The following is a 17596-nucleotide window of genomic DNA, read 5'->3' on the forward strand; positions in this document are numbered from 1 at the left end:
CGGCGCAGCGGGCGGCACCGCCGGCGCCGGCGCCGCGGAAGCCGCCGCGACCGGGGTCCGCACCGCGGGCGGGCCGGACGCGCCCGGAACACCGTGAGCGTCGCCTACCTGCTGAGCCTGCTCGTCTCGCTCGGCGCCATGGTGCTGCTCGACCGCAGGTTCCGGCTGTTCTTCTGGCTCGACGGCCGCAAGGCCGCCGCCGTGCTCGCCATCGGCGTGGCCTTCCTGCTGGCCTGGGACGCGGGCGGCATCACTGCGGGGATCTTCTACCGGGGCGAGACGGACCTGATGACCGGCATCCAGCTCGCGCCGGAGCTCCCGCTCGAGGAGCTCTTCTTCCTCACCTTCCTCTGCTACCTGACCATGAACGCCGTGCGCGGGGCCGAGCTGCTTCTCGAACGCGGTGCACGTCGAAAGCGGCGCACGTGACCTACCTGCTGCTCGACCTCGTCTTCGTCGTCGCTGCGGCCCTCGCAGCGGTCGTTGCCGGACTGCGGCGACGTCCTTCCCGGCGCAGGGTCGCGGCGATCGGGTGCGCATTGCTCGCTGTGCTCGTGCTGAGCGCGATCTTCGACAACGTGATGATCGGCGTCGGGCTCGTCGCCTATGACCCCGCCCACACCTCTGGCCTCCGCCTCGGCCTGGCCCCGGTCGAGGATTTCGCCTACCCGCTCGCCACCGCCCTCCTGCTGCCCGCACTCTGGACGCTCCTGCCGGGGCGCCGGGCTCCGGGCGGACGGGCCGCCCCGGTCAGCCCCGGGTCGGTCGACAGGTCGGTCGACAGGTCGGTCGACAGGTCGGTCGACAGGTCGGTCGACGGGACCGGAACCGTGGGAGAATCCAGTCAGGGAAGAGATCAGGGGCGGGATCACGGTCCCGCACAGGATCACGACAACAGCGCCAGCAGCCGATCGGCCACGCGCGGGGGGAACCGATGAGCAGCATCCGTACGACGACACTCTGGAAGACGCGGCAGGTGCTGCTGTCCTCCCGGCCCCTGAGCTGGATCAACACGGCCTACCCGTTCGCGGCCGCCTACATCGTGACGACCGGGCGCGTCGACGCGCTCCTCGTGGTCGGCACGCTCTTCTTCCTGATCCCGTACAACCTGCTGATGTACGGCATCAACGACGTGTTCGACTACGAGTCCGACCTGCGCAACCCGCGGAAGGGCGGCGTCGAAGGCGCGATGCTCGACCCTGCCCTGCACCGCACGGTGCTGGTGTCCGGGATCGTGACGGCGGTGCCCGTGCTCGGCGCGATGCTCGTGCTGGCCGGCACAGGGCATCCGGTGTCGTGGGTCGTGCTCGCGGTGAGCCTCTTCGCCGTTGCCGCGTACTCGGTGCCCGGGCTGCGGTTCAAGGAGCGCCCTGTCGTCGACTCCGTGACGTCGAGCACGCACTTCGTCAGCCCGGCGGTCTACGGGCTCGCGGTCGCCGGGGCGCAGTGGACACCGGGCCTGGTGGCCCTGCTCGCCGCGTTCTTCCTCTGGGGTATGGCCAGCCACGCCTTCGGGGCCGTGCAGGACGTCGTGCCCGACCGGGAGGGCGGGATCGCCTCGATTGCGACCGCGCTCGGCGCCGGCCGGACGGTGCGGCTCGCGATCGGCTGCTGGGCTGCTGCCGGGCTGCTGATGCTCGCGACCGGGTGGCCCGGCCTTCTCGCCGCCGTGCTCGCGGTTCCGTACATTGTGGCCGCGTGGCCGTTCCGGTCGGTGAGCGACGCGCGCGCCGAGACCGCCAATGCCGGCTGGAAGCGCTTCCTCTGGCTGAACTTCGTGTCCGGGTTCTGCGTGACCATGCTGTTGATCGTGTCCTCGCTGTTCTGAGGCGGGTGCCGACGCGCGGATGCGGCGAGGCCGGCATCCGCACGCCCGCGCCTGGTCGTAGAGTCGAGGGATGGACCCCCTGACGACGGCACGCGTGGACAGCTGGGCGTGGGCCGTGCGGATGTTCAAGACCCGGTCGCTCGCGACGGCCGCGTGCCGGGCCGGTCACGTCAAGGTGAACGGCGAACGGGCGAAGTCGGCTCAGCCGGTTCACATCGGCGACGAGGTCCGGGTGCGGTCGAGCGGTTTCGACCGGGTGCTCGTGGTCTCGAAGATCGTGAACAAGCGCGTCGGCGCACTCGTCGCCGCCGAGTGCTTCGTGGACAAGACCCCGCCGCCCCCGCCGCGGGAGGAGGTCGCGCTCGTGCCCATGCGGGACCGCGGCGCCGGGCGTCCGACCAAGCGGGAACGCCGCGACATCGACAAGCTGCGCGCCACGGAGCGGCAGGGCCCCGAGGACTGGCCGGAGAACGACTGAGGCTCCCCCGGCATCCGCTCGCCCCGTCGAATCCGTCAGGGGGCGAGGTCGGGAAGGGTGTGGATTCCGAAGTGCTCGCGCAGGGCGAGCGCGGCGGCGAAGCATCCGTTCATGCCGTGCACGGCGGGACCTGGCGGCGTCGACGCCGAGCAGAGGTAGAGCCCGGGAACGGGCGTGCGCCAGGGGTGGGTGGACACCACCGGTCGCTTGACGAGCTGGCGCAGGGAGACGGCCCCGCCGAGGATGTCGCCGCCGATGAGGTTCGGATTCCCTGCGGCGAGCTCTGCGGGCGTGTGGCTCGCGGCGGCGAGGATCGTGTCGCGGAATCCGGGCGCGTAGCGTTCGATCGCGCGCACGATCGCGAGGGCCGGGTCGCCGTTCCAGCCGGCCGGAACGTGGGTGTACGCCCAGAGCACGGCCTTCCCTGCCGGCGCCCGCCTCGCGTCGAGCACACTCGGCTGGGCGAGCAGCACGAACGGATGCCGCGGCGAGCGTCCCCCGGACACCAGCCGTTCGGCACGTTCGACCTCGACCCGGCTGCCGCTGAGGTGCACGGTCGGCGCGAGGGCGAGCCGGGGGTTCGTCCAGGGCACCGGGCCGGACAGCGCGAAGTCGACCTTGGCGACCCCGTTGCCGTAGCGGTACCGGCGGAGCGCACGCCGGTAGCCGTCGGGAAGCGCCGGGCCCGCGAAACGGTCGAGGAAGACCGCCGAGGTGTCGAGCAGGGTCACCCTGGCCGGGTCGAGGTCGCCGGGCCCGCGCACCTCGGTGTTCAGCCGCAGCGTGCCGCCGTGGGCGAGCAGGTCGGCGACGAGAGCGTCGGCGATCGCCTGCGCTCCGCCGACGGGGTAGCCCCAGCCCTCGGCGTGCGCCTCCGCCGCGAGGAGCAGCCCGGCCCCAGCCTGCGCGAGTGCGGGCTGGCGGCCGGGAGCGTGTGCGGCCACGCCGGAGAGGAGGGCCGGCGCGGCCGGGCCGTGGAACAGCATCCGCCCGGCGGGGGTGCCGAGGGCGAGCACGCGGAGGCCGTAGTCGAGGGCGGCGCGCGGGTCATCCGGCCAGCGCAGCAGTTGGTGGCCGGTGAAGGAGACGAGGCCGTCGATCCGGTCGACGAGGGGCCTGAGCAGCCGGGTCCAGGCCGGGCCGTCGCGGCCGAGCTCCGCGGCGGTGCGGTCGAGGTCGCGGTAGGCGATGGCGGTGCGGTGCGCATCGAGCGGATGCGCATAGGACACCTCGGGGATCACGAACGGCACCCGCTCGCTGAGCCCGAAGGCGCGGAAGAACGGGGAGGCGAGCGCTGCGGGGTGCACCGCGGAGCCGAGGTCATGCCGGAAGCCGGGCAGGGTGAGCTCGCTCGTGCGGAGTCCGCCGCCTGCCGTTTCGGCGCGCTCACTGACGGTCACGGACAAGCCGGCCCGCGCGCAGACGACCGCGGCGGCGAGACCGTTCGGCCCGGCCCCGACCACGTTCACGTCAGGCACGGGGGCCACCCGGGAGCGCGACCGGGCGCACGTAGGAACCGGCCGGGGTGCGCACCCACCAGTCCCGGGTGGCGGTCCGCTCGGCGCGCGTCGCAAACCGATAGCGGAACAGCCGCGCGCGCACGAAGCGGGGCGGAGCGTCGGGGAACGGGTTGACCCGCAGCATCCGCAGGGTCGGCCGGTCGCCCTCGAGCAAGCGCACCAGGAACATCTCGAACCACCGGGTGTCGCGCACGCCGAGGGCGAGGAACCACATCAGCCAGTCGAGCCGCAGGTGATACGGGGCGAACTGGCGGGGCAGGCGGGCGGGGTCCCCCGGTTTGCCGTGGAATTCGTAGGCGCGCCAGGCCGTCTCGTCGCCGGGGTCTTCGGCGGAACTGCCCTCGACGACGATCTCATAGCGCTCCTTCGTCACGGTGCCGAATGCCCCGTAGGCGTTCACGAGGTGATACCGGTTGAAGCTCGCGTTCATCAGCTGCCTGCGCGCGACCAGGTTGCGGGCCGGCCAGAAGCTCAGCACCACGAGCAGGAGGGTGACCGCGAGCACGAGCACGACGAACCACGGCGGGGAGGCGGGGAGGGCTGTCGAGGGCTCGCCTGCGGCGCCGGGGAGGAACGGGAAGACCGTCCGGAATGCGCGGTCGTCGACCGCGGCGAAGACGAGCACGATCGTGATCCAGTTCAGCCAGGCGAAGTTTCCGGTGACCACGAGCCACAGCTGGGTCAAGGCGAGCACGGCGGCGGCGACGGATGCGACGGGCTGGGGTGCGAAGAGGAAGAACGGCACCACGAGTTGCGCGACATGATTGCCGAGCACCTCGCCGCGGTGGAACCAGGCCGGCAGCCGGTGCACGAAGGAGCTCACGGGATTCGGCATCGGCTGCGTCTCGTGATGGTAGAACATCGCGGTCAGGTCCCGCCATTCCGGGCCGCCGCGCATCTTGATCATTCCGGCGCCGAATTCCAGCCGGAAGACCAGCCAGCGCACGAAGACAATGATCGTAAGCGGCGGGGCCACCTCGTTCGACCCGAGGAAGGCGACGACGAACCCGGCCTCGAGCAGCAGGCTCTCCCAGCCGAAGGAGTAGAAGGTCTGCCCCACGTTGACGATCGACAGGTACCCGGCCCAGAGCAGCAGGAAGGCGAGCATCGGAAGCCAGGGCGGGCCGAGTTGCGGCAGGCCGGCGACGAGGGTTGCGGCCAGCAGGACGCCGCCCCAGGCCAGCACCCGCAGCATCCGGTCGGAGTAACGCCAGTGGAAGAGGCTCGGCGCGTCGCGAAACCGCACGCGGGACACCCAGTCGCGCACCGGCAGCAGGCCGTGATCCCCGAGCAGCGCCGGGAACTGGTTGGCGGTGGACAGGAACGCCACGAGGAAGATCGCGGCTACTCCGCGCTGCAGGACCTGCCGCGCTATCGAGTAGTCGCCGGCCTCGAAGAAGGCACCGAGGAGATCCATCGTGCAGCCACCCTAGCCCCGCCTGGCCCGGCAGGGCAGGGTCAGGGTGGGCAGGGTCACGGTGCGCGGCGCAGGTGCTCGGCGGTGAGGGCGGCCATCTGCTCGTCGGAGAGCTCGTCGAGTTGCTTCGCCTCGTGCCGGTCGGTGCGGTTCCAGCGCAGGAACAGGATGATCAGCACCGGGATGTCCGCGACCTCCGCGATGAACCAGAGGAAGTCGCCGGACAGGTGCTGGTCCCAGAGCGGCGAGGGGAACCAGGCCGGGAACGACCCGACCAGGGCCGGGGCCCCGTCGAGCACCGTCTCGTTGAGGCGCAGCAGGATGCCGGGGATGGCATCCATCACGAGTTCGACGAAGGCGAGCATGAACTCTGCCGTGATGAAAAGGCTCGTGCGGACGAGGGCGTGGTCGGTGATCGGCAGCACCATCAGCAGTCCGACCAGCGGCACGAGCAGCGTCAGGCTCGCCTCCGCTGCGGGATTGCTCCGCAGCACGTAGGCGAGGGGGGTCAGGAAGACCAGGAAGGCGGCGATCGCGAAGAGCGGGGCGAAGACGGCGTTGCCGACGAGACGCACGAACCAGGACCCGAGCACGGCGTTGAACCCGCGCAGGGCCCGGCCCTGGAGCGCGGCCCGCGCCAGCTCGACGGGGCGGCCGAGGCTCAGCAGCGCCGGGACCACGAAGAGCAGGAGGGCGATCCGGGTCGTGAACGCCCAGCGCAGGTCGGGGCTCCAGGCTCCGAGGAACCCGAACGACACCCACGCCCAGGACCCGAGCCCGAGCAGGAAGAAGCCGAGGGTCGGGAGGAGCGGCCAGGCGGTCCCCCTGCGGCCGGCGGCACGGATACCCAGGAGATACAGCGCGGCGGCGACAAGGATGCCCGAACCCGCCACCGGATCGAACCGGGCGGTGCCGAGGAAGTCGAGGAAGGAAGGCGTGAGCGGCCGTTCTGGCTGATGCGTGCCGGGAAGTCCGGCGCCCGTCCCATTATGCGTCTCCCCCGCAGGAATGTGCTCCGCGAGTGGTTGACGTGGGGGACTAAACCGGTATAGGTTTGCCTAAACCGGTTCAGAAGACTCGAGCAGGTGCTATCGATGAGGAGGCGCGATGAGTGAGCCCAAGGTGACCATCGCTGATGTGGCCCGCGAGGCCGGCGTCAGCAAAGGCCTCGTCTCCTTCGCCCTCAACGACCGGCCCGGTGTCTCCGCCGAGAGCCGCGTCCGTATCCTCGAGATCGCCGAGCGACTCGGCTGGACCCCCTCCCTGCGAGCCAGGTCGCTGTCCACCCGGCGTTCCTTCGCGCTCGGCCTCGTGATCGCCCGCGACCCGGAGGTCCTCGGCTCCGACCCGTTCTTCCCGTCGTTCATCGCCGGCGTCGAGACCGTCCTCGCCCCGCAGGGCCTCGCCCTCGTGCTGAGCGTCGTGCCCGACGAGAAGACCGAAATGCGCACCTACCGGTCGCTCGTCTCCGACGGCCGCGTCGACGGGGTCTTCCTGAGCGACCTCCGGCACAACGACCCGCGCATCCCGCTGCTGCAGGAACTCGGCCTTCCCGCCGTCACCCTCGGCCGGCCGGACACCGAGAGCCCCTTCCCGTGCATCTCGGTCGACGACACCCCTGGCGTCGCCGAAACCGTGCGCTACCTCGTCTCCCTCGGCCACCGGCGCATCGCCCACGTCGCCGGCAGCCCTGCGCTCCTGCACGGCAGCCGCCGCCGGGCCGCCTTCGACACGGCCCTCAGGGAGGCCGGTCTCCCGGCCGGCCAGTCCATCGAGACCGACTTCTCCGTCGCAGCGGGGGCGGATGCCGCCCGCAGGCTCCTGACCCAGGACTCGCCGCCCACGGCGATCGTTTTCGCCAACGACCCGATGGCCATCGCCGGCCTCGGCGTCGCCCACGAACTCGGCCTGCGCGTACCGGACGACGTCTCGATCACGGGCTTCGACGACATCGACTTCACCCGGTACGTCTACCCGGCGCTCACCACGGTGCGCACCGCCCCGAGCGACTGGGGCCGGGCCGCCGGCCGGACCCTGCTCGACCTCATGGCGCTCGGCACGGCACCCGACGTCGATCTTCCGGCAGGCCGTCTCGTCATCCGCGGCTCCGCCGGTACCCCCCTGCGGCCCTAGCTGCCGCACTGTCCCCCACTCCTCACCTCCGATCCGCCACCGAACCCTTCGCACACCGCACCGACCCCGCGTCGGCCGCGGTCCTCCCGCACGCCCTTCCCCGCGTGCCGCACCACCCGAAACACACCCGAGGCAGAGCTGCCGCGGGGACTGAATGGAGAAACCATGCACAGCACAGCACGAACCCGGCGAGTCCTCGCCGCGACCGCGGCATCGGCCGCCGTCATCCTCGCCCTCGGCGCCTGCTCATCGGGCGGCGGCGCGGCGGGAGCGGCGACCACAGCCCACGGCCCCATCACGATCTGGTACTCGAACAACGCGACCGAGATCGCCTGGGGCAAGCAGATGGTGACCGCCTGGAACGCCGACCACCCGAACGAAACCGTCACCGCGCAGGAGATCCCGGCCGGCAAGAGCAGCGAGGAAGTGATCGGCGCCGCCATCACGGCGGGAAACGCACCATGCCTCGTGTACAACACTGCCCCGGTCGCAGTTCCCCAGTTCCAGAAGCAGGGCGGCCTCGTCGACCTGAGCAGCTTCTCCGACGGTGACTCCTACATCAAGGCCCGCTCGGGCGATACCGCGACCCAGTACGAGTCGACAGACGGCAAGTTCTACCAGATGCCGTGGAAGTCCAACCCTGTGATGATCTTCTACAACAAGGACATGTTCGCCAAGGCCGGGCTCGACCCGGAGAACCCGAAGCTCGCCACCTATGACGAGTTCCTGACCGCCTCCCGCGCCCTGGTCTCCAGTGGGGCCGCGGCGAACGCGATCTACCCGTCCCCGACGAGTGAGTTCTACCAGAGCTGGTTCGACTTCTACCCGCTGTACGCCGCCGAGACCGGGGGCAAGCAGCTCGTCGAAGACGGCAAGGCCACGTTCACCGGCGACGAGGGCGCCAAGGTCGCCGACTTCTGGAAGACCATGTACACCGAGGGACTCGCGAACAAAGAGCTCTACCAGGGCGACTCGTTCGCCGACGGCAAGGCCGCGATGTCGATCGTGGGACCGTGGGCTGTTCCGGTGTACAAGGACAAGGTGAACTGGGGCGCCGTTCCGGTGCCGACGAGCGCCGGGACATCCGCTGACAAGACCTACACCTTCAGCGACGCCAAGAACGTCGGCATGTACACCGCGTGCAAGAACCAGGGCACCGCCTGGGACGTGCTGAAGTTCTCGACGAGCGAGGCGCAGGACGGCCAGCTCCTCAGCCTGACCGGCCAGATGCCGATCCGCTCCGACCTGACCACCACGTACCCGGACTACTTCGCCGCGAACCCGGCGTACGTCGCCTTCGGCGACCAGGCCGCGCGCACCGTCGAGGTTCCGAACGTGTCGAACTCGGTCGAGGTGTGGCAGACGTTCCGGGATGCCTACTCCAAGTCGGTCATCTTCGGGCAGGGCGACATCGCCTCCACCCTGGGCGGCGCGGCAGACAAGATCAACACCCTGGTCTCGAGCAAGTAGCACCTCGTGACCGTCACCGAATCGCGGACCTCGTCCGCCGGGAGCCCCATCAGGGCTCCCGGCGGGCGGGCCACCCGGCGCCGCCCGTGGCTGGGCCGGAACCCGATCGGGCTCCTGCTCAGCGCCCCCTACCTCGTCTTCGTGATCGCCGTCTTCGCGTACCCGCTCGTCTTCGCGGTGTACATGGCCTTCCACGACTACTTCTTCGCCGCCCCCGGCGCCCAGGTCGACCGGCCGTTCGTGGGCCTCGACAACTTTCAGGAGGTGCTCTCCGACCCGGCCGTGATCCGCTCCTTCGGGAACGTCGGCATCTTCCTGCTGATCAACGTGCCGCTGACCGTCGTGCTCTCGCTCGTCCTCGCGACGGCACTCAACAAGGCCGTGCGCGGCCGCACCTTCCTGCGGGTCGCGTACTACGTGCCCTACGTCACCGCGAGCGTCGCGGTCGTCGGCGTCTGGCTCTTCCTCTTCAGCGGCGGCGGCCTCGTCAACCAGATCCTCGGCCCACTCGCCCCCGACCCGTCCTGGCTGATCAGCCCGACCTGGGCCATGCCCACGATCGCCCTGTTCGTGACATGGAAGCAGCTCGGCTTCTACATTCTGCTGTACCTCGCCGCGCTGCAGAGCGTGTCGACGGAGCTCTACGAGGCCGCCTCGACAGACGGTGCCGGTGCGATCCGTAAGTTCTTCTCCGTCACGATCCCCGGCGTGCGCCCGGCGACGGTGCTCGTGCTGCTGCTCTCCACCGTGACGGGAGCGAACCTCTTCACCGAGCCGTACCTCCTCACCGGCGGCGGCGGCCCGAACGGTGCATCGACCTCTCCCGTGCTGCTGATGTACCAGAAGGGTATCGAGCAGGGTAACCCGGACACCGCGTCCGCGATCGGCATCATCCTGGTGATCGGCGTGCTCATCATCGCCTTCATCCAGCGCAAGATCGCCGGAGGTGACGAATCATGAGCAAGCGCACACCAGGCCCGGGTACGGGCACAATCAGCACGCGCGCACCGGGAAGGCGCACGACCAGCGGCATGAGCCGCGGGCAGAACATCCTCCGCGGCGTCGTGCTCACCATCGGAGCCGTGGCGTTCCTGTTCCCGTTCTACTACATGATCGTCGGCTCACTCCAGAAGTCGCCGGACACCTCCATCTCGGGAGCATTCCCGAACCCGGCCAACCTCACCCTCGAGAACTACGCGGACATCAACAGCCGCGTCAACCTGATGCAGACCCTGCTCAACTCCGGCATCTTCACCGGCGGTGTGATCGTCGGCACCCTCGTCTTCGGGGTCCTCGTCGGCTACGCGCTCGCCCAGCTGCAGTGGCGCGGCCGCGGGATCACCTTCGCGCTCGTTCTGCTCGTGCAGGTCGTTCCGTTCCAGCTGCTGATGATCCCGCTCTACGTGATGATCGCGAGGGACTACGGCCTTGCCGACAACTACCTCGGCATGATCCTGCCGTTCGCGATCAACTCGACGGCCGTGATCATCTTCCGGCAGTACTTCCTGCAGGTCCCCCGCGAGCTCTTCGACGCGGCCAGGATCGACGGTGCCGGCGAGGTCGTGCTGCTCTGGCGGATCGCCCTCCCGCTGGTGCGCCCCGCCCTGCTCACCGTCGTGCTGCTGACCTTCATCGGCCCGTGGAACGAATTCCTCTGGCCGTTCCTGGTCACCAAGCAGGCCTCGATGCAGCCGCTCGCTGTCGCCCTCGCCAACTACATCAGCACCGTCGCGGCCTCCGCGGCGAACCCCTTCGGAGCGGTCCTCGCCGGCGCCTGCGTGCTGGCCGGACCCGCCGTCATCCTCTTCATCCTCTTCCAACGACACTTCGTCTCGACCGACATCGGTTCAGGCGTGAAAGGCTAGTCATGCGCGAATCCACTGCAGCATCCCCCGTCCCTTCGTCCGCCCCCTCCCCGGCGAACGTGCCGCACGCCTCCGCCCCGAAACGGATGCCCGGCGCGGCATTCCCCTACCGCCTCACCCGGATGGGCGTCGTCATGACGCCGGAACCGGGCAACGCCCTCGAGGCGGAGGGCGTGCTCAACCCCGGCTCCGGGCACACGCCAGACGGCACCCTGTACCTGCTTCCCCGCCTCGTCGCGACCGGGAACGTCTCCAGGGTCGGACTCGCCCGCGTGATCATCACCGACGGCGTGCCGACGGGCGTCGAGCGCGAGGGCGTCGTCCTCGAGCCCGACCAGGGCTGGGAACGCGGCGCCCACAACGCCGGCGTCGAAGACCCGCGCGTCACCTTCGTCCCGCGGCTCGGCCTGCACGTGATGACCTATGTCGCATACGGCCCGCTCGGCCCGCGCACGGCCCTCGCGGTCTCCGCCGACCTCCGCAGCTGGCGCAGGCTCGGCCCGGTGCTCTTCGCCTTCGACGAAGCACTGGACATGGACCTGAACCTGTTCCACAACAAGGACACCGTCTTCTTCCCGGAGCCCGTCACGGGTCCGAACGGCGTGGAGTCCTTCGCGGTGCTGCACCGGCCGATGTGGGACCTCGGCGAGGTCAAGCCGGGTGAAGGCATCCGGGTGCCCGCCGGGGTCACCGACACCAGGCAGAGCATCTGGATCAGCTACGTGCCGGTCGCGGATGTGCTCGCCGACGTGACGAAGCTCGCGTTCTGGAGCGGCCACCGATTCCTCGCCGGGCCGGAGTTCGCGTTCGAAGAACTCAAGATCGGCGGCGGACCCGCCCCGCTGCGGGTGCCGGAGGGCTGGCTGCTCCTGCACCACGGCGTCACGGGCGTGATCGACGGCGCGTTCTCGCAGCAGCAGAAGGTGAACTACGCGGCGGGGGCCATGATCCTCGACGCGGACGACCCGACGATCATCCTGCAGCGCACGACCGAACCGCTCCTGAAGGCCGAGACGCCCGACGAGCTCAGCGGCATCGTGCCGAACGTGGTCTTCCCGACCGCGATCGAGGAGATCGAGGGCCAGACCTACGTCTTCTACGGCATGGCCGACTCGAAGATCGGCGTCGCCCGCCTGGACCGCACCACCCTGGACCCGACTGACGGATAGTTCCGGAACCCCCCGTTCGGAACATCCGCCCAGTTGCGGAAAGAGCACCTTCGTCGACTCGACGAAGGTGCTTTTTCCGTGGTTCAGGGCCGGATGCCGCGAACCGGGCTCCCGATGGACCTGCCCGGCCGCTCAGGTCGCGAGCTCGTCCAGGAGTCCGACGATGGCGACCAGGGCCGCGGACTCATCGCTTCCGTCGGCGAGGATCTCGATCTCTGCACCCCGCTCGACGCCGAGTGCGAGAATCGCGATGATGCTGCCGAGGCTCGCCGTCCGGGCGCCGTGCTTCAGGAAGAGGCTGCTCTGGAATCGGCCTGCCTCCCGGTGCAACCGGTGTGCGATCGCCGCGTGGATCCCCTGCGGGATGCACACCGTCGCCCTCTCTGTCCTCATGACCGTCTGGTCCTAGTCCTCGATGGTGATGACGCTGCCGACGCTCAGCTTCGGCGGCGTGGCCGTCTCCACGTAGACCGACCCGTGCATTTTCGCGTTCGTCGCCCCGTTGAAGACGACCGTGATGTGGCCGAGCCCGTCGAGGTTCTGCCTGGCGACCTCCCCGACGGCGGTGATCAGGTAGGACGCGTCGTCGAGGCGGAGCGACTGGCCGGCGACGATGGCGCCCGTCGACGCTGTGACGTCGACGATGTAGCAGTAGTCCTTGAGCGCGTCCGGCGCGCCCTGCCCGAACAGGATGAACATTCCCTCGTCGAGGAAGGAGTCCACGGCATCACCGATTTCCCCGACGACGGTGTGGTAGATGACTGGCATGACGACTTCTTTCGGTTGTGCGAACGGATGCTGTTTCGTGAGCCGGCGGGGCCCCGCCGGTGCGGGACCCCGCTGCGATGATTCCTAGACGTAGAGTCCGATGCTGGCCAGCCAGGCCAGGGCGACCCGCGGAGCCCCCGTGAAGAAGCGGGAGTACAACACGGACGGGACGCCGACCTCCACGGTTTCGGGTTCCGCTTCGGCCAGTCCGAGGCCGACCGGGATGAAGTCGCAGGCGTTCTGGGTGTTGATGGCGAAGAGCGCGGGGAGGGCGAGGCTCGGGGAAATGTTGCCCTTGCCGATCTCGACGCCGATCAGGGTGCCGATGACCTGCCCGATGACCCCGCCGGGTCCGAGCAACGGCGACAGGAACGGCAGCGAGCAGATGAAGCCGAGCAGGATCAGGCCCAGGCCGCTGCCGGCGAGGGGAGCGAGAAAGCCGGAGAACCAGTTTCCGAATCCTGAGCCCTGGATGATCCCGATCAGCATCGCGACGAAGGCCATGAAGGGAATGATCGTGTTGATCATGGTCTGCACCGAGTCGCGTGCGGCCTGGTAGAAAGTGTTGACCACCTTGCCCGCGCCGAGGCCGATCTTCTGCACGAACGACTGGTTCGGTCGCTGGGCGAGGGTTTCCGAGATCTTCTTGTCCGTCGAGTACGTATAGGTGCGCGCCGCGGGCTCAGCGCCCACTGGTGGCGCGGCTTCGTTTGTCGCCGAGAGGCTTCGCACCTGCGCCAGGCCGACCGCAGAGACGTAGATGTCTTCCTTGATGTACTGCATCAGGGGGCCGGAGCGTCCGGTCGGCATGATGTTGATCGTGGGAATCTGCTTCTTCGGGTAGATCCCGCAGCGCAGCGTCCCGCCGCAGTCGATGACGACCGCGCAGGTCTCATCGTCCGGCACCGAGGTCTTGAAACCGTTGACGGGGATGGCCCCGGTGAGTTCCGCGATCTTGTCGACGATGTCCGGCTTGGCCCCGCCGCCCGTGATGTAGACGAGCTTGTTCCTGGTGTCGGTGGGGGTGATCGTGAGCGGGCCGCCGAAACCGCCGCTGCCCTTGCTAATCACAACTCCGTGATACTGAACCATGATCCTGCTTCCTAACCCATCGCCATGGCGGCGTCTTGCATGCGGACCGTTTTACTGAGGGTGACGCCCTGCTGCTTCATCACGATCGTCGTGGTGAGGTCGGTGACCCAGCCGCTCAGGAAATTGAGCACGAGGCCGACGAGCAGGTAGCGGATCGCGAGCGGTCCGGCGTCCAGGCCGAGCTTCTGCACGCCCGCCGCGACGCCGAGCCAGATGAACAGTTCACCGGGGTTGATGTGCGGGAAGATGCCGTTGCTGGTGTGGCAGAAGAAGGCGGCACTCGCGAAATAGCTGGGCTTGTAGCGCTCGGGCATGAAGCGACCGAGCGAGTGCACCATCGGGTTCGCCAGAAGGAACGACCCGACGAAGGGAAGCACCATGTACCGCATCAGCGGGTTGCCGCCTGCCTTGCTGGCAAACCGGTTGACCCGGTCCTCTCCGATCAAACGGATCAGCGAGTTCATTGCGATGAGCAGTAGCAGCACCACCGGAACGATCGTCTGCATCCAGCTGATGAACGTGTCCGCGCCGGTTTGGAACAGCCCGATGAAAAGCTGTGCGCCCTGCACGAGGAATCCAAGAATATCCACAGCTCACTCCTTTCTTTTCGTGAAGAGGGATGTGACGCGGGTCGCCAGGTGCCCCAACGGGCTTTCCGGTTCCGCGACTGTCCCCCCTGCCATGATCGTGATGTAGTTCTCACGTGCGTTTTCGGTGGCCTTGCGAACGCTCTTCGGCAGGTACCGGCAGTCGTTCGCGGAGGTCGACCGAATGTTCTTGCCCTCGAAGCCCGGGAGGTCCCGGAACTTCGAGAAGACGGTGACGCCGGAGATTCTCCGGCTGTCCAGGATGTCGCCGGCGTCGTCGACACAATGCATCACGATGGCACCGGAGGAGAATGCCCCCTTCTTGATGCCGATCGCGACCTTTCCCTTGCGCCGCAGCTCGCCGTACGCGGAGGTGAAGCTCTTCATCTGTACCCAGGCGAACGCCATCTGCAGTACGTAGGCGGCGGCAAGCGCCACCAGGATCGGCCAGAAATTCATCGCGGCTCTCCGTCCGGTTTGTGACTCAGGGATGGCGTTCTCGCCATGTGGAAGAAGAACTCTTCGTAGCTCGCGAGCTGCGAGATCAGGTCGAGTTCGGCGTGATCGCCGGCGAGGCGGATGACCTCGTCATAGATCCTGACGAGCAGGGTGTCGTCGTAGTCGGTCTTGGCCGGCAGGGCCAGCAGGAAGATGACCCGCTCCCCCGGCTCACCGCTCGCGCGGGGAACGACGCCCATCGCAAAGACGACCCGGTTACCGAGCGCGTTCCCCAGGTGCGGAAACCCCACGTAGTCGTCGAGCAGCATCGTCGATTGCGCCTCGCGCTCGTCGAGTCGGTCCTGGAATCCCGCGTCCACGACGCCCTCGGCGAGGAGCCGGCCGACCATGAACGCGGTGTTCTCCCGATAGCTCTGCTCCGGTGGGAGGCGGAAGAAGCGGGTGCGGTCGAGGAGGGAGACCAGGATGCTGTCGGCACCGGCGGCGAGGGAAACGTCGACGTCCTTGTCGTAGCGGAGCCGGGTGAGCCTGCCGAGGATTTCCCGGTTGTCGAAGAATTCGCTGAGTTCGATGATGGGGGTGCTCGTCACGAGTTCCGACCAGGCCGTGGTCACGACGAGGTCGAAGCCGTCGAGGACGGCAGGGACGGCCGCGTCGAGTGCCAGGATCTGATACTCGGTCTTCCCGGACATGACCTTCTGGAGCTGGACCTGGATCAGCCGGGCCGGGACGATGCCGGAGGTCGTGACGATGGCGACGCGGTAACGCGGCTCCCGGTGGACCTGCTGTTCTTCGAGGAAGACCTGGAAGTAGGAGGCGATGAATCCGAGTTCGTCGTCGACGACTCTCAGGCTGGTCTCCTGTTCGATGACCCGCCGGGCGATCCTGGCCATCAGGAATGCGACCGGGTACTCGCGCTCGATGTCGCCGAGGGCGACGTCTTTCACGTACACCTGGTATTTCATCCGGTTCTGCATGAAGGTGATGTGGTGCACGAACTCCTTCAGGAGCGCGTTCGCCGGCACGTGGAGGTCCATCTCGGCGTCGATCCGGTCCAGGATCTTCTGGACGAGCACCTCGTTCTCGGTGCCGGAGGGAAACTGTTCGAGGGCGCGCGCGTCCGTGGGGGTGCGCATGCCGGCGATCGGGAGTGCGAGGAAGATCGATTCGCCGGACGGTATGGACATCTGGATCCTCCGGCCGACGGCGTTGACGACCCCGTCGGCGAGGGTGAACGCCGGCGTGGCCGTGAGTGCCAGGTATCGTCCGGGCAGTGCGGTCAGCCCGTGCTCGGTGAGCACGCGGTCGATCATCACGGTGAACCAGCGCGTGAGCGATTCGGTCGTCGCGCCGTCCAGATGGTAGTCCGCCGCGGCATCCTCGATGATCTCGACGAACTCGTCATCGAGGGGGTAGTCGGCGTAGACGGCTTCGAACATGTTCTCGAGCACGAAGAGCCTCACCTGCAGTTCGTCGCCGACCAGCTCGATCCCGACGTTGGGGATCCCGGTGATCCGCAGCGCGTACGGCGCCAGGTGTGCCTTGAGCCTGCCGAGATCTCCGGTGACCGTGCTCCTCCCGATACTCATCTCTTCGACGAGGTCGTCGATGAGGAGCGGACCGGTCTGCTGGACGAGCCGGCGGAAGATGTAGCCGTGCCGGTTGGACGGCAGGTTGAACGAATCGATCCGCTCGAAAAGCTCCTCGCGGATGCGGGAGAACCCGTCCCTGTCGATGATGAAGAGGCGATACCGGCCGCTGTCCAGTTCGATCGCCGCCGTGCCGGTGAGGGTGCGGTTGAGGTCTCTGATGTCGTTCATGATCGTCTTCGCGCCGACGCCGAAACGGCGGGCGAGAGAATCGTTCGACGCCGAGAGGCGGGTTTCCAGATACCGGATGATGTGCGCCGGCCTGCTGAGTGTGCGACGGTTGTCCACGTTGACCTTCCGTCCAGGGGGAATTCAGCCCCTGGACTTTCCTCCGCTGATGTTGACGGTGGTGCCGGTGATGTAGGAGGCCCGGTCAGAGACCAGGTAGACAACGAGATTGGCGATATCGCTGAGTTTCCCGGGTCGTCCCAGCGGGATGACCTTCGAGTAGTCGGTCGTGAGTTGTTGGGGTTTGACGCCGCGCGTATAGGCGAGTGCTTCGTTGTAGGCCGGCGACGTCAGCCCGGTCGGTTCGTTGATGCCGGGGGCGACGCCCACGACCCGGATGTTCTGCGCACCCAGTTCTTTCGCCCACGACCTGGTGAAGCCGTTGAGTGCGCTCTTGGTGGCCGAGTAGCAGCTCTGGCCGGTCGATCCCTCCATCCCTGCCTCGGAGGTGATGTTCACGATCGTACCTCCGCCGTTCCTCAGCAGGGCCTTGGTCGCGGCCTGGGTCGCGAGGTAGGCGCCTTTGACGTTGACGCCGAACATCAGGTCGAAGTCGTGTTCGTTGAGCTCGTACTCCGGGCGTTCCTGCTTGCCGTCGACCAGCATCCGGGGCATGTTGATGCCCGCGTTGTTGACGAGCGCGTCGAGGTGGCCGAATTCAGCGACGACCGTTGCGACCATGTCGCTGACGCTCGCCGCGTTCGTCACGTCGCACGCGACGTTGAGGATTCCGGTCGCGGGGTCGATTCCGGTCGTGACGCTGAGGTCGCTCACGGCGACCTGCGCGCCCACCCGGACGAGTTCCGCGCTGATGTCCCTGCCGATTCCGGAGGCGCCGCCCGTGACGATGACGACTCTTCCTTCGAGTCCGAGCCAGGTGTTCGGCATGTGTGTCTCCCTTGATCGCGTATCTGCGGTGCTGCGTTCGTGGGT

19 protein-coding genes are annotated in these 17596 nt (G+C 68.2%); 9 read left to right on the forward strand and 10 right to left on the reverse strand.

Annotated elements, in window-relative coordinates; genetic code table 11:
* Positions 1 to 93: 93 nt before the first annotated feature.
* The 4 genes from E3O46_RS05195 to E3O46_RS05210 all read left to right on the forward strand — a co-directional run bounded on the left by E3O46_RS05195 (position 94) and on the right by E3O46_RS05210 (position 2306).
* Positions 94 to 429 (forward strand): lycopene cyclase domain-containing protein, encoded by a 336-nt coding sequence (locus E3O46_RS05195; RefSeq protein ID WP_134448986.1) that lies wholly within the window; start codon positions 94 to 96, stop codon positions 427 to 429.
* Positions 426 to 938 carry a lycopene cyclase domain-containing protein gene (locus tag E3O46_RS18825; RefSeq protein ID WP_134561237.1) on the forward strand — a complete coding sequence of 171 codons (513 nt, stop codon included), beginning with the start codon at positions 426 to 428 and terminating at the stop codon, positions 936 to 938. Before E3O46_RS05195 ends, E3O46_RS18825 begins: the two co-directional genes overlap by 4 nt.
* Entirely contained in the window at positions 935 to 1828 is an 894-nt protein-coding gene (locus E3O46_RS05205) for a prenyltransferase (protein ID WP_134448984.1), read from the forward strand. The genes E3O46_RS18825 and E3O46_RS05205 overlap by 4 nt, the downstream gene beginning before the upstream one ends.
* A 70-nt stretch (positions 1829 to 1898) precedes the next feature.
* Positions 1899 to 2306: an RNA-binding S4 domain-containing protein gene (locus E3O46_RS05210; protein WP_134448983.1), complete on the forward strand. Its 408-nt coding sequence runs from the start codon at positions 1899 to 1901 to the stop codon at positions 2304 to 2306.
* A gap of 35 nt (positions 2307 to 2341) precedes the next feature.
* Here E3O46_RS05210 and E3O46_RS05215 read toward each other — a convergent pair whose 3' ends face one another.
* The 3 genes from E3O46_RS05215 to E3O46_RS05225 are packed head-to-tail and all read right to left on the reverse strand — an operon-like array spanning position 2342 to position 6136.
* Entirely contained in the window at positions 2342 to 3784 is a 1443-nt protein-coding gene (locus E3O46_RS05215; protein WP_134561238.1) for a phytoene desaturase family protein, read from the reverse strand.
* The gene (locus E3O46_RS05220; protein WP_134561239.1) at positions 3777 to 5243 is read right to left on the reverse strand and encodes a lipase maturation factor family protein; all 1467 of its coding nucleotides are present in this window, start codon (positions 5241 to 5243) and stop codon (positions 3777 to 3779) included. The genes E3O46_RS05215 and E3O46_RS05220 overlap by 8 nt, the downstream gene beginning before the upstream one ends.
* Before the next feature lie 56 nt (positions 5244 to 5299).
* Entirely contained in the window at positions 5300 to 6136 is an 837-nt protein-coding gene (locus tag E3O46_RS05225; protein WP_241985087.1) for a cytochrome c oxidase assembly protein, read from the reverse strand.
* 214 nt (positions 6137 to 6350) lie between these two features.
* Between E3O46_RS05225 and E3O46_RS05230 the strand changes: the two genes are divergently transcribed.
* The 5 genes from E3O46_RS05230 to E3O46_RS05250 all read left to right on the forward strand — a co-directional run bounded on the left by E3O46_RS05230 (position 6351) and on the right by E3O46_RS05250 (position 11880).
* The gene (locus E3O46_RS05230) at positions 6351 to 7376 is read left to right on the forward strand and encodes a LacI family DNA-binding transcriptional regulator (protein ID WP_134560284.1); all 1026 of its coding nucleotides are present in this window, start codon (positions 6351 to 6353) and stop codon (positions 7374 to 7376) included.
* 165 nt (positions 7377 to 7541) lie between these two features.
* On the forward strand, positions 7542 to 8846 hold the full coding sequence (locus tag E3O46_RS05235; RefSeq protein ID WP_134448979.1) for an extracellular solute-binding protein: 1305 nt from the start codon (positions 7542 to 7544) through the stop codon (positions 8844 to 8846).
* 48 nt (positions 8847 to 8894) lie between these two features.
* The gene (locus E3O46_RS05240) at positions 8895 to 9806 is read left to right on the forward strand and encodes a carbohydrate ABC transporter permease (RefSeq protein WP_241975471.1); all 912 of its coding nucleotides are present in this window, start codon (positions 8895 to 8897) and stop codon (positions 9804 to 9806) included.
* A gap of 71 nt (positions 9807 to 9877) precedes the next feature.
* A complete protein-coding gene (locus E3O46_RS05245; RefSeq protein ID WP_134561364.1) occupies positions 9878 to 10711 on the forward strand; it encodes a carbohydrate ABC transporter permease in 834 nt (277 codons plus the stop codon).
* 86 nt (positions 10712 to 10797) lie between these two features.
* On the forward strand, positions 10798 to 11880 hold the full coding sequence (locus E3O46_RS05250; RefSeq protein ID WP_198413443.1) for a glycoside hydrolase family 130 protein: 1083 nt from the start codon (positions 10798 to 10800) through the stop codon (positions 11878 to 11880).
* Between the two features lie 132 nt (positions 11881 to 12012).
* Here E3O46_RS05250 and E3O46_RS05255 read toward each other — a convergent pair whose 3' ends face one another.
* The 7 genes from E3O46_RS05255 to E3O46_RS05285 all read right to left on the reverse strand — a co-directional run bounded on the left by E3O46_RS05255 (position 12013) and on the right by E3O46_RS05285 (position 17551).
* Positions 12013 to 12273, reverse strand: coding sequence for an HPr family phosphocarrier protein (locus tag E3O46_RS05255; protein WP_134448978.1), 261 nt, complete (start codon positions 12271 to 12273; stop codon positions 12013 to 12015).
* A 12-nt stretch (positions 12274 to 12285) separates the two neighbouring features.
* Complete coding sequence (locus E3O46_RS05260) at positions 12286 to 12648, reverse strand: PTS glucitol/sorbitol transporter subunit IIA (RefSeq protein ID WP_134448977.1); 363 nt, start codon at positions 12646 to 12648, stop codon at positions 12286 to 12288.
* Between the two features lie 84 nt (positions 12649 to 12732).
* On the reverse strand, positions 12733 to 13719 hold the full coding sequence (gene srlE / locus E3O46_RS05265) for a PTS glucitol/sorbitol transporter subunit IIB (RefSeq protein WP_277612964.1): 987 nt from the start codon (positions 13717 to 13719) through the stop codon (positions 12733 to 12735).
* A gap of 32 nt (positions 13720 to 13751) precedes the next feature.
* The gene (gene srlA, locus E3O46_RS05270; protein ID WP_134448975.1) at positions 13752 to 14330 is read right to left on the reverse strand and encodes a PTS glucitol/sorbitol transporter subunit IIC; all 579 of its coding nucleotides are present in this window, start codon (positions 14328 to 14330) and stop codon (positions 13752 to 13754) included.
* 3 nt (positions 14331 to 14333) lie between these two features.
* Positions 14334 to 14786 (reverse strand): transcriptional regulator GutM, encoded by a 453-nt coding sequence (locus E3O46_RS05275; protein WP_134561240.1) that lies wholly within the window; start codon positions 14784 to 14786, stop codon positions 14334 to 14336.
* Positions 14783 to 16723, reverse strand: a complete 1941-nt coding sequence (locus tag E3O46_RS05280) for a BglG family transcription antiterminator (protein ID WP_134448973.1) — start codon at positions 16721 to 16723, stop codon at positions 14783 to 14785. Before E3O46_RS05280 ends, E3O46_RS05275 begins: the two co-directional genes overlap by 4 nt.
* Before the next feature lie 24 nt (positions 16724 to 16747).
* On the reverse strand, positions 16748 to 17551 hold the full coding sequence (locus tag E3O46_RS05285; RefSeq protein ID WP_134561241.1) for a sorbitol-6-phosphate dehydrogenase subunit: 804 nt from the start codon (positions 17549 to 17551) through the stop codon (positions 16748 to 16750).
* Positions 17552 to 17596: the final 45 nt, after the last annotated feature.

Origin of the sequence: Cryobacterium glucosi, assembly GCF_004402235.1 — a bacterium.
GTDB classification, from domain to species: Bacteria; Actinomycetota; Actinomycetes; order Actinomycetales; family Microbacteriaceae; genus Cryobacterium; species Cryobacterium glucosi.